Origin of the sequence: Nocardioides sp. 503, assembly GCF_004522095.1 — a bacterium.
Classification (GTDB): domain Bacteria; phylum Actinomycetota; class Actinomycetes; order Propionibacteriales; family Nocardioidaceae; genus Nocardioides.
In genome coordinates this window covers 1130113-1143598 of the sequence record NZ_SPUI01000003.1, presented here as the reverse complement: position 1 = coordinate 1143598, position 13486 = coordinate 1130113, and the positions used below count along the sequence as shown (strand labels likewise).

The 13486-nt window shown below is 73.7% G+C and carries 15 protein-coding genes; 10 read left to right on the top strand and 5 right to left on the bottom strand.

Features of this window, described 5'->3' with window-relative positions; genetic code table 11:
• Window positions 1–2: 2 nt before the first annotated feature.
• Window positions 3–506 (top strand): DUF664 domain-containing protein, encoded by a 504-nt coding sequence (locus E4622_RS12580; protein ID WP_134740503.1) that lies wholly within the window; start codon window positions 3–5, stop codon window positions 504–506.
• Here the strand turns inward: E4622_RS12580 and E4622_RS12575 are convergent.
• Window positions 484–1761, bottom strand: a complete 1278-nt coding sequence (locus E4622_RS12575) for an MFS transporter (RefSeq protein ID WP_134740502.1) — start codon at window positions 1759–1761, stop codon at window positions 484–486. The two genes, E4622_RS12580 and E4622_RS12575, sit on opposite strands and share 23 nt — an antisense overlap.
• A 77-nt stretch (window positions 1762–1838) precedes the next feature.
• On the opposite strand from E4622_RS12575, the gene E4622_RS22805 reads away from it, so the two are divergent.
• Window positions 1839–2249, top strand: a complete 411-nt coding sequence (locus E4622_RS22805; protein WP_167736064.1) for a hypothetical protein — start codon at window positions 1839–1841, stop codon at window positions 2247–2249.
• On the opposite strand, the gene E4622_RS12565 is transcribed toward E4622_RS22805, so the two are convergent.
• The gene (locus tag E4622_RS12565; protein WP_134740501.1) at window positions 2246–2815 is read right to left on the bottom strand and encodes a gamma carbonic anhydrase family protein; all 570 of its coding nucleotides are present in this window, start codon (window positions 2813–2815) and stop codon (window positions 2246–2248) included. The genes E4622_RS22805 and E4622_RS12565 overlap by 4 nt on opposite strands.
• 89 nt (window positions 2816–2904) lie before the next feature.
• Between E4622_RS12565 and E4622_RS12560 the strand changes: the two genes are divergently transcribed.
• Complete coding sequence (locus E4622_RS12560; protein WP_134740500.1) at window positions 2905–3126, top strand: DUF4287 domain-containing protein; 222 nt, start codon at window positions 2905–2907, stop codon at window positions 3124–3126.
• Window positions 3127–3172: 46 nt separating this feature from the next.
• Window positions 3173–3670 carry a DUF427 domain-containing protein gene (locus tag E4622_RS12555; RefSeq protein WP_134740499.1) on the top strand — a complete coding sequence of 166 codons (498 nt, stop codon included), beginning with the start codon at window positions 3173–3175 and terminating at the stop codon, window positions 3668–3670.
• 9 nt (window positions 3671–3679) lie between these two features.
• On the opposite strand, the gene E4622_RS12550 is transcribed toward E4622_RS12555, so the two are convergent.
• Window positions 3680–4768, bottom strand: a complete 1089-nt coding sequence (locus tag E4622_RS12550; protein ID WP_167736063.1) for a glycoside hydrolase family 6 protein — start codon at window positions 4766–4768, stop codon at window positions 3680–3682.
• A 168-nt stretch (window positions 4769–4936) separates the two neighbouring features.
• Here E4622_RS12550 and E4622_RS22800 point away from each other — a divergent pair, with 168 nt between their 5' ends.
• From E4622_RS22800 to E4622_RS12525, 6 genes are all read left to right on the top strand, one after another.
• Window positions 4937–5302 (top strand): YciI family protein, encoded by a 366-nt coding sequence (locus E4622_RS22800; RefSeq protein ID WP_167736062.1) that lies wholly within the window; start codon window positions 4937–4939, stop codon window positions 5300–5302.
• Window positions 5299–6546, top strand: a complete 1248-nt coding sequence (locus tag E4622_RS12545) for a sigma-70 family RNA polymerase sigma factor (protein WP_134740497.1) — start codon at window positions 5299–5301, stop codon at window positions 6544–6546. Before E4622_RS22800 ends, E4622_RS12545 begins: the two co-directional genes overlap by 4 nt.
• Before the next feature lie 298 nt (window positions 6547–6844).
• Window positions 6845–8773 carry a M3 family metallopeptidase gene (locus E4622_RS12540; protein WP_134740496.1) on the top strand — a complete coding sequence of 643 codons (1929 nt, stop codon included), beginning with the start codon at window positions 6845–6847 and terminating at the stop codon, window positions 8771–8773.
• 198 nt (window positions 8774–8971) lie between these two features.
• Window positions 8972–9706 (top strand): PadR family transcriptional regulator, encoded by a 735-nt coding sequence (locus E4622_RS12535; protein ID WP_134740495.1) that lies wholly within the window; start codon window positions 8972–8974, stop codon window positions 9704–9706.
• Window positions 9707–9798: 92 nt separating this feature from the next.
• Window positions 9799–11013, top strand: coding sequence for an acyl-CoA dehydrogenase family protein (locus E4622_RS12530; RefSeq protein WP_134740494.1), 1215 nt, complete (start codon window positions 9799–9801; stop codon window positions 11011–11013).
• Window positions 11010–11651: a hypothetical protein gene (locus E4622_RS12525; protein WP_134740493.1), complete on the top strand. Its 642-nt coding sequence runs from the start codon at window positions 11010–11012 to the stop codon at window positions 11649–11651. The genes E4622_RS12530 and E4622_RS12525 overlap by 4 nt, the downstream gene beginning before the upstream one ends.
• 3 nt (window positions 11652–11654) lie before the next feature.
• Here the strand turns inward: E4622_RS12525 and E4622_RS12520 are convergent, their stop codons facing one another.
• Both E4622_RS12520 and E4622_RS12515 read right to left on the bottom strand, forming a co-directional pair.
• The gene (locus tag E4622_RS12520; RefSeq protein ID WP_134740492.1) at window positions 11655–12260 is read right to left on the bottom strand and encodes a response regulator transcription factor; all 606 of its coding nucleotides are present in this window, start codon (window positions 12258–12260) and stop codon (window positions 11655–11657) included.
• Entirely contained in the window at window positions 12257–13429 is a 1173-nt protein-coding gene (locus tag E4622_RS12515; RefSeq protein WP_134740491.1) for a histidine kinase, read from the bottom strand. The genes E4622_RS12520 and E4622_RS12515 overlap by 4 nt, the downstream gene beginning before the upstream one ends.
• Window positions 13430–13486: the final 57 nt, after the last annotated feature.

The following is a 13486-nucleotide window of genomic DNA, read 5'->3' as shown; positions in this document are numbered from 1 at the left end:
GCATGACTCCCGCAGCCCTGCTGACCGAGCTCTTCGAGCGCGTCCTCACCAGCGGGGAGGCCGCCGTCGACGGCCTCACCGAGGACCAGCTCGCCACCCGCCCCGGCGAGGACGCCAATCCCATCGCGTGGCTCGTCTGGCACCTCGCGCGCGTCCAGGACGACCACGTCGCCGCCGTCGCCGGCCTCGAGCAGGTCTACACCGCGCAGGGGTACGCCGCCCGGTTCGACCTGCCGTTCGAGGTCTCCGCCATCGGCTACGGCCAGTCCAGCGAGGAGGTCGGCCGGGTGCGCGCCGACGCCGCGCTGCTGACCGACTACCTCCGCGCCGTCCACGCGCAGACCACGGGCTACCTCGCGGGCCTCGAGGCCGACGACCTCGACCGCGTCGTCGACGAGGACTGGGACCCGCCGGTCACGCTGGGCGTCCGGCTGGCGAGCGTCGCCAACGACGACCTCCAGCACGCCGGCCAGGCGGCGTACGTCAGAGGGCTGCTGGGCGCGTGACGCGGTAGCGCACGAACGACGGCACGGCGATCGCGGCGACCACGGTCAGGACCACGACCAGGACGCCGCCGCCGGCAGCGGCCGCGGCGGTGCCGACCATGGCCGCGCTGGCGCCGTGGGCCACGTCGGCGACCCGCGGGCCGCCGGCGACGACCACGATGAAGATGCCCTGGAGCCGGCCGCGGACGGCGTCGGACGCCGAGGTCTGCAGCATCGTCGTGCGGAACGCCGACGACGCCATGTCGGCCGCGCCTCCGACGACCAGCATCCCGACGGCCGCCGCGAGCATCGGCGTGCGCCACTGGCTCGACAGTGCCACGGCGAGCCCGAAGCCGCCCATGGCCGCGCCCCACACGACGATGCACACGATGACCGCCAGCCCCTGGCGGGACACCCGCGAGACCCAGCCCGAGAAGATGCCGCCCAGGACCGCGCCCGCCGGGATCGCCGCGAACAGCGCGGCGAACGCGAGCCCGCCCTCCTCCGGCCCGAGGAAGCTCTCGTGCGCGATCTGCGGGAACAGCGCCCTCGGCATCCCGAAGACCATGGCGATGATGTCGACGACGAACGACATCATCAGCACCGGGTGCCCGCGCAGGTAGGTGAAGCCCTCCACCACCGACCGCAGCCCGGGGGTCTGGCGCACCGCCCCGAGCACCGGCATGGGCGGCAGCCGCACCACCGCGCCGAGCGTCGCGAGCAGCGTGAAGGTGTCGATCAGGTAGAGCCACTCGAAGCCCAGCACCGGGATCAGCACGCCGGCCACCAGCGGCCCCGCGATCGCGCCGGCCTGCATCACCGTGGTGTTGAGCGAGTTGGCCGCCGGCAGCAGCTCGGCCGGCACCAGCTTGGGCAGCACCGCGCTGCGGGTGGGCTGGTTGACCGCGAAGAACGCCTGCTGCACCGAGAACAGCCCGAGCAGCAGCCAGACGTTCGTGCTGCCGAACGCCGCCTGGAGGTAGAACAGCCCGCTGGTGACGATCAGCCCGAGCGTGGTGATGACCAGCATGATCCGCCGGTCGAACACGTCGGCCAGCGCGCCGCCCCACAGGCCGAAGACCACCAGCGGCACCAGCCCGAACAGCCCCGTGAGCCCGACGTACGCCGAGGAGCCGGTGTCGGCGTAGATCTGGGCCGGCACGGCCACGACCGTGAGCTGCGCACCGACGACGGTGATGATGTTGGCCTGCCACAGCCGCCGGAAGTGCGGGATGCGCAGCGGTCGCGTGTCGGCCACCAGCCCCCGGAGTTGCACGCGCCAAACCTACCCAGGCCGCGCCGCCCGCGACGCCGCCGCCCGGGGCGCGCACGCGGCTGCGGCATGATGGCGTCATGTCTCGCCGATCCCTCGCGGCGCTCCCGCGCCTCCTCGTCCCCGTCGTCCTGCTCGCCCTGACCCTCGGTCTCGCGGGCCCGGCCTCGGCCGCGTCCTGGACGACGGTCCTCAAGGCCGGTGGCGCCCGCTCGCAGGCGTGCAAGGCGCCGACCGCGGACGGCAAGTACTGGAAGATCCGCGTGCGGCTCGTCAACCGCGACGACACCCGCTGGGAGGCCGGCTACTCCGTGACGAAGGGCGCCAAGACGCTCCAGCGCGTCAACCTGGTGGCCCGCCCCGGCACGACCACCAAGGTCCGCACCCTCACCGTCCGCCGCGGCAGCGGCCAGCAGGTCGGCGCCGGCATGAGCGACGGCGTCGGTGGCTTCGGCGACTCGGCCGTCCTCGGCGGCATCGGCCGCTGCTAGACCCCGTCAGACTCGGCCCTGTCGGGCTCGAGCTCGTCCGGACCCAGCACCCGCAGGCCGGCGAGGTGGCGCCGCGCCAGCTCGGCGTAGTACGGCGGGTTGGACTGCACCCAGAACTCCGCGTCGGTGCCGGCCAGGGGGCGCTTGACCTTCGCCGGCGTGCCCGCGGCCAGCACGCCCTCGGGGATCTCCGCGCCGGGACCCACCAGCGAGCCCGCGGCGACGAGCGACCCGGCGCCCAGCCGGGCACCGTCGAGGATCGTGCTGCCGTTGCCGAGCAGCGCCCGCTCGCCGACGGTCGCGCCGTGGACGATGCACCCGTGCGCGACGGTCGCGCCGGCGCCGATCTCGACCGTCTGGTCGGGGGTGGCGTGCACGACCGAGTTGTCCTGCACGTTGGCGCCCTCGCGCACCACGATCGCGCAGATGTCGCCGCGCAGCACCGCCCCGAACCACACGCTCGCGCCGCGCTCGACCGTGACGTCGCCGATCAGCGTCGCGGTCGGCGCCACGAAGGCCTCGGGGTGGACACGCGGGCGCTTGCCCTCGAACTCGAAGAGGTTCATGGGCGCCAGGCTAGGGGCGATGACTTCCGCGGCCCTCTCGGGTCCGACCGGCATCCGCACCGCTCACCCACCGACCCCGAGGAGACCCCGTGACCGACAAGCCGAAGGGGCCCGCGTCGTACTTCCCGTCGATCGAGGCGACGTACGGCATGCCCGTCGCCCACTGGAAGCAGGTCGTGCGCTCCGCGCCCGGCTACGGCGCCGAGGCCACCCACATGCAGCTCGTCGGTCTGCTCAAGGAGCAGCACGGACTGGGCCACGGCCACGCCAACGCGATCGTGGCCCACACCCTCGCCGAGGACCGGGCCTGAGCGCGAGCGGGCGACGGGCGACCACCCCTGCGCCAGACTGGTGGTGATGAGACACCCCCAGCCCGACCCCGCCGGCCCCGGACAGGAGTCCGTCTGGGACTACCCGCGCCCGCCGCGCGTGGAGCCCAGCTCCGAGCACGTCGAGATCCTCCTGGGCGGCCAGGTCGTCGCGCGCAGCGACGTGTCCTGGCGGGTGCTGGAGACCAGCCACCCTCCGACGTACTACCTGCCGCGCACGGCGTTCGCGCCCGGCGTGCTGCGCGAGGCCGAGGGCGCCACGTGGTGCGAGTGGAAGGGGCAGGCCGCCTACTTCGACCTGGTCGTCGGCAGCACCGTGGCCGCGCGTGCGGCGTGGACCTACCCGCAGCCCAGCAAGGGCTTCGAGGTCATCGCCGACGCGGTCGCGGTGACGCCGCTGCTCGTGGAGCAGTGCACCGTGGACGGCGAGGCCGTCACCCCCCAGCCGGGCGGCTTCTACGGCGGTTGGATCACGCGTCGGGTCGTCGGGCCCTTCAAGGGCGGCCCGGGCACCCACGGCTGGTAGCCGGCGGACTCAGCAGTTGTTGCCCTCGCCGCGGCCGAGCAGGCGGTCGGCCAGCAGGTCGCACCAGCGACCGGCCGCGGGCCCGCCGTTGGTGTTGCCGTCGGACTCGCCGGGGTTCTTCACCCAGAGCGTCCCGTCGAAGGCGCCCTGGAACACCAGGCGCGGACGCACGCCGAGGCGCGCCCAGGTCGGGTTGATGACGTCGCCCGCGACGGGGTCGGCGGCGCCGTTGCGCGAGGTGTCGACGACGTAGCGGGTGCCGCGGACGCCGAGCGCGCGCAGCTGGCGCACCATCAGCGTGGCGTAGGCCTTCTCGTCGGCGAGCGTGCGGAAGTTGGCGACGTTGGTGCTGATGCCGCGCGCGTAGGCGACGCCGGCGCTCTTGAGCATGGCCGGGCGGGTGTCGTACGGCGTGTAGTTGGAGTGGCCGGCGTCGAGGTAGACCCACGCGCCGGCGCGGGTCAGGGTGCGCGTGGCGAAGCGCAGCAGCGAGAGGCGGTCGCGCGGGCTGGCGCAGCTGGACTGGCCGAACTGGGCGATCGCGTCCGGCTCCAGGATCACGATCGGCTTGCTGCCGCGGACGGCTCGGATGCCGCGCGCGAAGGCGGTCACCCAGCGGCGGTAGGCCTTGCCGTTGGCGAGGCCGCCCGAGGAGTACTGGCCGCAGTCGCGGTGCGGGATCGCGTAGACGACCAGCGTCGCGGTCCTGCGGGCCTTGGTGGAGCGGGTGAGGTGTCCGCGCACCGCCGCGGTGACCTTGCGCTGCGGGTAGGCCTCGTTGGTGAACCACCTCGCCGCGGGACGCCGGCCGATGGCGGCGTACGCCGGGCCCTGCTTGGCCGCCGACGACTTCGGGTCGCGGTAGAGGGCGCGCGTCTTGCGCGGGTCACGGGCGCGGGCGGCGGTGGCCCGGGCGGACGCCGCCGTGGTGGTGCTCGACGCGCTGGTCGACCCGTGGGACGCCGCTGCCGCGGGGATCGCCCGCTCGGCCTGGGCCGAGGTGCCGGTGCCGGCCAGGAGGCCGACGGTGAGCGCGAGCGCGGTGAGGGCGGTGCCGGGGCGCAGCCACGCGCCGCGGCGGGAGGGGGAGGAGGTCACGGTCCAGGGTAAGCGCCGCGGGAGCGATCGACCGATACGGCGTTTCTGGCAGGCTGTCCGCACGAATCCCAGGAGCAGGTGTCCGACCGGCTGTCGTGGCGGCGCGTTCCCGTTCGTAGAGACCGTGAGAGGCGGCCGACGGCCGCCGCCGCACCCAGGAGGAACCCCATGTCGCAGTACCTGCTCTCCGTCCACGGCAACCGCGACGAGGACGCCGCCGAGACCCGCACGATGGAGGACTTCCAGCCGATCTTCGAGGCCGTCGAGCGCTTCAACGAGCGACTGCGCAGCGAGGGCGCGTGGGTCTTCGCCGGCGGCCTCCAGCAGATCGACCGGGCGACCACCGTCGACAACACCGGTGACGCGCCGATCGTGACCGACGGCCCGTACATCGAGAGCAAGGAGTATCTCGGCGGCTTCTGGGTCATCGAGGCGGCCGACCACGACGCCGCGCTCGCGTGGGCGGTCGAGGGATCGAAGGCGTGCCAGGGCAAGGTCGAGGTCCGTCCCTTCCAGGACGAGCCGGAGGCGTGAGCGAGGCGCTCGACGTCACGGCCCACGCCGCGATCGAACGGATCTTCCGCGAGGAGTACGGCCGCGTGGTGGCTTCTCTCGTACGTCGCCTCGGCGGCATCGACGCCGCCGAGGAGGCTGCGGGCGAGGCGCTCGTGGTCGCGCTCGAGCGGTGGCCGGTCGACGGCACGCCGCCCAACCCGGGCGCGTGGCTGACCACGACCGCCGCCCGCAAGGGCATCGACCGGATCCGTCGGGAGCAGCGCCGCGACGCCAAGCACCAGGCGGCCCTCATGGTCCAGGACGACACCCCCCACGAGCCCACGGGCGTCGTGGAGGACGACCGGCTGAGGCTGGTGTTCACCTGCTGCCACCCCGCCCTCGCCCCCGAGGCCCGGGTGGCCCTCACGCTGCGCCTGCTCGGCGGGCTCACCGTCGCCGAGATCGCCCAGGCGTTCCTGGTGCCCGAGACGACCATGGCGCAGCGCATCACCCGCGCCAAGGCCAAGATCAGGGACGCCGGGATCCCCTTCCGGGTGCCGGCGGCCGACGACCTGCCGGAGCGGGTCTCCGCGGTCATGGCCGTGGTCTACCTCGTCTTCAACGAGGGCTACCTCTCCGGTTCGGCCGAGACCCCGATCCGCGACGAGCTCACCGGCGAGGCGATCCGGCTCGGCCGGCTGCTGCACGGGCTGCTGCCGTCGCTGCCGGAGGTCACCGGCCTCCTGGCGCTGATGCTGCTCATCGAGGCGCGCCGGCCCTCGCGGCTGGCCGGTGGCGAGCTGGTGCCGCTGCCCGAGCAGGACCGTGGCGGCTGGGACCGCGCGCTCGTCGCCGAGGGCCACGCGCTGGTGCGCGAGTGCCTGGCGATCGGGCGGCCGGGGCGCTACCAGCTGCTGGCGGCGGTCAACGCCGTCCACACCGACGCCCCCACCGCGGCCGACACCGACTGGGGCCAGATCGCCCGCCTCTACGACCAGCTCTACGCCCTCGACCCCAGCCCGCTGGTCGCCCTCAACCGCGCGGTCGTCCTCGCCGAGCTCGACGGCCCCGAGGTGGCCCTCGCCGAGGTCGACCGGCTCCCCGCGCGGCAGGCCGCCCTGGCGACGTACCACGCCTTCCACGCGACGCGCGCCGACCTCCTGCGCCGCCTGGGCCGCTCCGCCGACGCGCGAGCGGCGTACGACGCCGCGCTGGCCGCCACCGCCAACCCCGCCGAGCGCGCCTACCTCACCCGCCGCCGCGACCAGCTCTCCGGGGGTTGAGGAAGGACGAAGTCCTGTCTCGAAACCCCAGGCGGGCGTGCGGCTCATCGGGTTTCGAGACAGGCGCTGCGCGCCTTCCTCAACCTCCGGTGGGGACCGGCCCGGGGGTTGAGGAAGGACGAAGTCCTGTCTCGAAACCCCAGGAGTGGCGCGCCTTCCTCAACCTCCGGTGGGGACCGGCCCGGGGGTTGAGGAAGGACGAAGTCCTGTCTCGAAACCCCAGGAGTGGCGCGCCTTCCTCGACCCACGACGGCGAAAGCGCTTCGGTAGGGCACGGCCTGCATGGCAGGCTGGACGGGTGAGCCTTCGCCCCCTGGACCTGCCCGCTGCCGACGCCGCCCACGACTGGGTGCAGACCCGCGCGGAGGAGGGGTTGGCGCGCGCCCGCGAGCTCGTGCAGCGGCTGCGCGACACGCCCCCGACCGACACCCTCGACGCGCTGCGCCAGTGGGACGAGGTCAGCCTGCAGCTGAGCAACGTCGCCGCGATGGGCTCGCTGCTGTCCAACGTGCACCCGCTCGAGGACGTCCGCGACGCCGCGGAGACCGCCGAGCAGGACGTGCAGCGGCTGGTGACCGAGCTCAGCCTGGACCGCGGGCTCTACGACGTCTTCGCCGCGCTGGACGCGGACGGCCTCGACGACCAGGCCGCCCGGCTGCTGACCAAGGTGCTCGACGACTTCCGCCGCTCCGGCGTCGACCGCGACGACGAGACCCGCGCCCGGATCACCGCGATCAACGAGCGCGTCACCGAGCTGGACCAGGAGTTCGGCAAGGTCGTGCGTGACGACGTCCGCACGGTCCGGGTCACGCCCGAGCGGCTCGACGGGCTGCCGGCCGACTGGCTCGAGGCCCACCCGGCCGACGACGAGGGCCTGGTCACGGTCACGACCGACTACCCCGACGTGGTGCCGGTGCGGATGTTCGCCCACGACGCCGACGTACGCCGCCAGCTGACGATGGCCTTCCTCAACCGCGGCTGGCCGGCCAGCGACGCGCTGCTGAAGGAGATGTTCGCGCTGCGCCACGAGCTCGCGACGCTCGTCGGCTACGACGACTGGGCCTCCTACGACGCCGACGTGAAGATGATCGGCACCGGTCCGGCGATCCCGGAGTTCATCGACCGGATCGCCGCCGCCGCGGAGGAGCCGATGCGCCGCGACCTCACGATCCTGCTCGACCGCTTCCGCCAGGACCACCCCGACGCCACCTCGATCACCGGCGCCGACGCGACCTACTACGAGGAGCTGGTCCGCAAGGAGCAGCTGCAGGTCGACGCCCAGCAGGTGCGCACCTACTTCGCCTTCGAGAAGGTGCGCCAGGGCCTGCTCGACGTGACCGGCCGGCTCTTCGGGCTCCGCTACGAGGAGGTCGCCGGCGCCACGCTGTGGGCCGACGACGTGACGGCGTACGACGTCTTCTCGGTCGCTGACGGCGACGACGCGGAGTCCTTCGGCCGCATCTACCTCGACCTGCACCCGCGCGAGGGCAAGTACAAGCACGCCGCGCAGTTCACGCTGACCGAGGGCGTCGGCGGACGGCAGCTCTCCGAGGGCGTCCTGGTCTGCAACTTCTCGCGCGGGCTGATGGAGCACGACCACGTCGTGACGCTGTTCCACGAGTTCGGGCACCTGGTCCACCACGTGCTGGGCGGGCGCGGGCAGTGGACCCGCTTCGCCGGCGTCAGCACCGAGTGGGACTTCGTCGAGGCGCCCAGCCAGATGCTGGAGGAGTGGGCCTGGGACGCCGACGTGCTGCGCACCTTCGCCACCGACGAGTCCGGCGAGCCGATCCCGGCCGACCTGGTCGAGCGGATGCGCCGCGGCGACGACTTCGGCAAGGGCTACCTGGCGCGCCAGCAGATGTTCTACGCCTCGATGTCCTACTGGTTCCACCAGGAGCGCCCCGAGGACCTCACGGCCAAGACCCGCGAGCTCCAGGCGAGGTACGCGCCGTTCCCCTACATCGAGGACACCCACATGTTCGCCAGCTTCGGCCACCTCGGCGGCTACAGCTCGGCCTACTACACCTACATGTGGTCGCTGGTCATCGCCAAGGACCTCTTCAGCGCCTTCGACCCCCGCGACCTCTTCGACACCGAGACCGCCGGCCGCTACCGCGACCGCGTCCTGGCGCCTGGCGGCAGCAAGGACGCCGCCGACCTCGTCGCCGACTTCCTCGGCCGCCCCTACACCTTCGACGCGTACGCCGCCTGGCTCTCGCGCTGACCCGCTCGCGCGGGGTAGTCCCTAACAAATTCGTGGTCCAGGGGACGGATTAGGCACGCATTCGTTAGGGACTATCCCGGCGTCCCCTTGCGCGCCCGCTTCTTCCGACGTACAGTAACGATATATCGCGAACAGTCGCCGACAGTCACACGGACGTCCGGCAGACCGCGATCCACCTACGACGGAAGGAGTTGCGACATGGGACACCCACGACGCAACCGACACGAACGACGCAACGACCGCTTCAACGGCGAGTGGGCCGAGGGCCCGCAGAGCCCCTGGGAGCAGCACCGCGGCCGCGGCCACGGCGGACCCGAGGGTCACCGCGGCGGCTGGGCCGGCGGGGGCTGGGGCGGTGGCCGCTCCGGTCACCAGGGCCCGCCCTGGCTGGCCGGGCTGTTCGGCCTCGGCGAGCCCGACGAGCGCCGGCGCGGCCCCCGCGTACGCCGCGGCGACGTCCGCTCCGCCATCCTCGACGTGCTGCGCGAGGCCGGCCTGGCCGAGGAGCCGGTCAACGGCTACCAGGTCATCCAGGCCATCGCCGCGAAGAGCAACGACGCCTGGCGACCCAGCCCCGGGTCGGTCTACCCGACTATCCAGCAGCTCGAGGACGAGGGTCTCGTCGAGGCCGACGACGGGCGCGGCCGCCGCAGCCTGAGGCTGACCGCCGAAGGTGCGACGTACGTCGCCGAGCACGCCGACGAGCTCACCGCGGTGTGGGCCCCGTTCACCCGCGAGGAGAGCGACGGCGCCGAGCCCGCCTCGGCCGACATCAAGTCCGAGATCGGGCAGGTCATGGGCGCGGTGTGGCAGATCGTCAGCTCCGGCTCCGAGAGCCAGCGCAGCGCGGCGGTCGGCGTCCTCGTCGACACCCGCCGCAAGCTCTACGGCATCCTCGCCGACGGCTCCGAGCCCGAGGCGCCCACCGAGTGACGTGGGGGTGGGCCGGCGCCACGGCGCCGGTCCGCCCACCACCTGTAACACCGAGTTACATCTTCGGGGCCGACGTCGCTACGCTCGGGTGGGTGACGACTCCCTCCTTCGAGCTCGGCCCCGACCACCTGGAGCTGCGCGACTGGCTCCACACCTTCGCCGCCGACGTGATCCGCCCCGCCGCCCACGAGTGGGACGAGCGGGAGGAGTTCCCCTGGCCGGTGCTCGAGGAGGCGGCCACGGCCGGCATCTACTCCCTCGACTTCTTCGCCACCCAGAGCTTCGACGAGACCGGCCTCGGCATCCCGGTCGCGATGGAGGAGCTGTTCTGGGGCGACGCCGGCATCGGTCTGGCCATCTGCGGTACGGCGCTCGCCGCCGCCGGGGTGCGCGCCAACGGCACCGACGAGCAGGTCGGCGAGTGGGTGCCGCAGATGTTCGGCGAGCCCGGCGACCTCAAGCTGGGGGCCTTCTGCTCCTCCGAGCCCGACGCCGGCAGCGACGTCGGCGCCATGCGCACCCGCGCCCGCTACGACGAGGCCACCGACGAGTGGGTCCTCACCGGCACCAAGACCTGGGCCACCAACGGCGGCCTGGCCGACGTGCACGTCGTGACCGCCGTCCTCGACCCCGACCTGCGCACGCGCGGGCAGGCCAGCTTCGTGGTGCCCCCGGGCACGAAGGGGCTCAGCCAGGGCCAGAAGTTCGCCAAGCACGGCATCCGCGCCTCCCACACGGCCGAGGTCGTCCTCGACGACGTCCGGGTGCCGGGCCGCTGCCTGCTCGGCGGCAAGGAGAAGCTCGACGCCCGCCTGGCCAAGGCGCGCGAGGGAGCGAGCTCGTCGGGCAACGCGTCCATGGCGACCTTCGAGCGCACCCGCCCCGCGGTCGGCGCGCAGGCGATCGGCATCGCGCGGGCGGCGTACGAGGTCGCGCTGGACTACGCGAGGACCCGCGAGCAGTTCGGCAAGCCGATCATCGAGAACCAGGCGATCGCCTTCATGCTCGCCGACATGGCCACCTCGATCGAGGCGTCGCGGCTGCTGGTGTGGCGCGCGGCGTGGATGGCGCGGCAGGGCAGGCGCTTCGACAAGGCCGAGGGCTCCATGTCCAAGCTCTTCGCCGGCGAGACCGCGGTGCGGGTCACCGAGCGGGCGATGCAGATCCTCGGCGGCAACGGCTTCACCCGCGAGTACCCCGTCGAGCGCATGGCGCGCGACGCCAAGATCTACACGATCTTCGAGGGCACCTCCGAGATCCAGCGCCTCGTCATCGCGCGCACGGTCTCGGGCGCGCCCATCCGATGAGCCGGCGGCGCCCGGGGGAGCGCCGGCGCTTCCGCGGGTCCATCGCCGGGCTGGGCAGCAGCAGCGGCATCCGCGTCGTGGTGGGTCAATGGCCGGAGTCGCCGTACGGCGCGTTCGCCGACGCCATGGTCGAGCTGCCCGGGGGGCACCGGGTCCTGGTGGCGCCGAGCCAGGAGGTGGCGGACTTCGTGGCCGGCACCTACGTCTTCGACGAGGTCCGGGTCGAGCCGGTCGACGTCACCGTCACCGTCGAGGGCGACGGCGACCACTGGCGGCTGCGCTCGACGTCGCTCACCCTCGACTGGTCCGCCGGTCACCGGACCTGGCTCGGCCTGCTGGTCCGGTGCGTGCCCCGTGCGGTGGCGCAGGCGCCGTGGTTCTGCGCGCTCACCGACCCGGTCGCCCGGGTGGCGCTGAGCGGCGTCCGCACTCGCGGCACGGCCGGTGGCGGTCGCCGCGAGTGGTACGGCGCCACCGACAACCGCGCCGTCGTCTCGCTCACCGGCGCCTACGACGGTCGCGAGCTCGGCGCGCTCGCGCCGCTCGACCCGCCCCCACGGTTCGGCTTCTCCTCGACGCCGCGACGGCCGTCGGTCACCGCGGTGACCACGACGATCGAGCTGCCCGCATGCTCCTAGGGCTCAGATCCAGCCGAGGCGGCGGGCCTTGACGAACGCCTCGTGCCGGTTGGCGGCGCCCAGCTTGGCGACCGCGTTGGAGAGGTAGTTGCGGGCGGTGCCGGGCGACAGGGAGGCCCGCTGCGCGATCTCCTCGACGCTCGCGCCGTCCGCGGCCAGCTCCAGGACGTCGGCCTCGCGCGGGGTCAGCGGGCTGTCGCCGGCCGCGATGGCCTCCGCGGCGAGCTCGGGGTCGACGTACCGGCCCCCGGCGTGCACCTGGCGCACGACGTCGGCGAGCGTCGCCGCGGAGGTGGTCTTGGGCAGGAAGCCGCGCACCCCGGCCGCGAGCGCCCGCTTGAGGTGGCCGGGCCGCCCGTGGCTGGTCACGATCACCACCCGGCAGCCGGGCAGCTCGGCGGCCAGCCGCTCGGCGACCGCGATCCCGTCGGGCTCGGGCATCTGGAGGTCGAGGATCGCCACGTCCACCTGCGCCTTGACGGCCGCGGCCAGCGCCTCGCCGCCGCTCGACGCCTCGGCGACGACCTCGAGGTCGTCCTCGAGGCCCAGCAGCTGAGCGAGCGCGGTCCGGATCAGGTGCTCGTCGTCGGCGACCAGGAGGCGGATCACGAGCCCGCTCCCGTCAGGGCCGGAGCCGGCATCCGCACGCGCACGGCGAACGACGGCGCGTCGTGCTCGACCTCGAGCGTCGCCCCACGCGGGGCGAGCCGGGCCCGGAGCCCGGACAGCCCGATGCCGTCGGCGCCGGCCGCGGGACGGTCCGCCCCGTCGTTGCGCACCTCCAGCACGTCGCCGGCGTACGAGATCGCGACGGTGGTGGCGCTGGAGTGCCGCAGCACGTTGGTGACGGCCTCGCGCACGACCCAGGCGGCGGGCTCGTGCCACGAGAGGTCGAGACCCTCGACGTCGACCTCGGCGCCGATGCCCGCCGACCGTAGCAGCGACCGGGCCCCCTCGAGCTCCTGGGTCAGGTCAGTGGGCCGGTAGCCGCGGGCCAGCTCGCGCGCCTCGCGCAGGGCCTCGTGGGCGATGCCGCGCACCTCGAGCATGCGCGCCGCGGCGCCCTCGTCGTTGCGCCGGGCGAGGGTGGCGGCGAGCTCGGCCTGCACCGCGATCGTGGAGAGCCGACGGCCCAGGACGTCGTGGACGTCGCGGGAGAAGCGCAGCCGCTCCTCGGCCACGGCCAGCGCGCTCTGGGCGGTGCGGGCGGCGTCCAGCTCGGTGACGACGCCCAGCAGCCACAGGGACACGCGGCACGTGAAGAGGAAGAAGGCGCCCGTGACCAGGCCGTAGGCGAGGCCCCACCACTCGGTGCTGACGAGTGCGGGCAGCACCGTGAGGACCACGAGCAGGAGCGCGCTCGGGACCCGACCGCGCAGTCCGCCGAGCGACCAGGCGAGCACGACCCAGACCCCGGCTCCCGCGGCAATGCGGAGGTCACCCGCCCAGCTGAGCACGACCGCCAGGGCGGCGGCACAGGCGGCGAGCAGCGGCGCCACCCGCCGCCAGGGGATCGGGCCGGTCGCGGGGTAGAGGTCGGCCACCGCGGTCAGCGCGCGGGTGCCCAGGACCCCGACGACCACCGCCGCCACGAGCACGGCGACCAGCCGGGGCGTCACCTCGTCGGACTCGGGCAGCGCCCCGACGAGGGCGAAGCCGAGCGAGGACCAGAGCAGCACGTACAGCGACTGGCGGGTGTAGACGTCGACGCGCTCGATCTCGCTCAGGGCCGACCAGCGGCGCCACGGCCACCCGCGGTCCTGCCGTGTGCCTGTCATGGTGCTCCCTCCCGCTGCTCGTCGCGTCGGTGCCGGTGTAGGTGCCGGTCAGCCTAC

Coding starts and splice junctions, on each gene's coding strand:
- E4622_RS12580 (WP_134740503.1), top strand. CDS start 3: ATGACTCCCGCAGCCCTGCTGACCGAGCTCTTCGAGCGCGTCCTCACC.
- E4622_RS22805 (WP_167736064.1), top strand. CDS start 1,839: ATGTCTCGCCGATCCCTCGCGGCGCTCCCGCGCCTCCTCGTCCCCGTC.
- E4622_RS12565 (WP_134740501.1), bottom strand. CDS start 2,815: ATGAACCTCTTCGAGTTCGAGGGCAAGCGCCCGCGTGTCCACCCCGAG.
- E4622_RS12555 (WP_134740499.1), top strand. CDS start 3,173: ATGAGACACCCCCAGCCCGACCCCGCCGGCCCCGGACAGGAGTCCGTC.
- E4622_RS22800 (WP_167736062.1), top strand. CDS start 4,937: ATGTCGCAGTACCTGCTCTCCGTCCACGGCAACCGCGACGAGGACGCC.
- E4622_RS12535 (WP_134740495.1), top strand. CDS start 8,972: ATGGGACACCCACGACGCAACCGACACGAACGACGCAACGACCGCTTC.
- E4622_RS12525 (WP_134740493.1), top strand. CDS start 11,010: ATGAGCCGGCGGCGCCCGGGGGAGCGCCGGCGCTTCCGCGGGTCCATC.
- E4622_RS12515 (WP_134740491.1), bottom strand. CDS start 13,429: ATGACAGGCACACGGCAGGACCGCGGGTGGCCGTGGCGCCGCTGGTCG.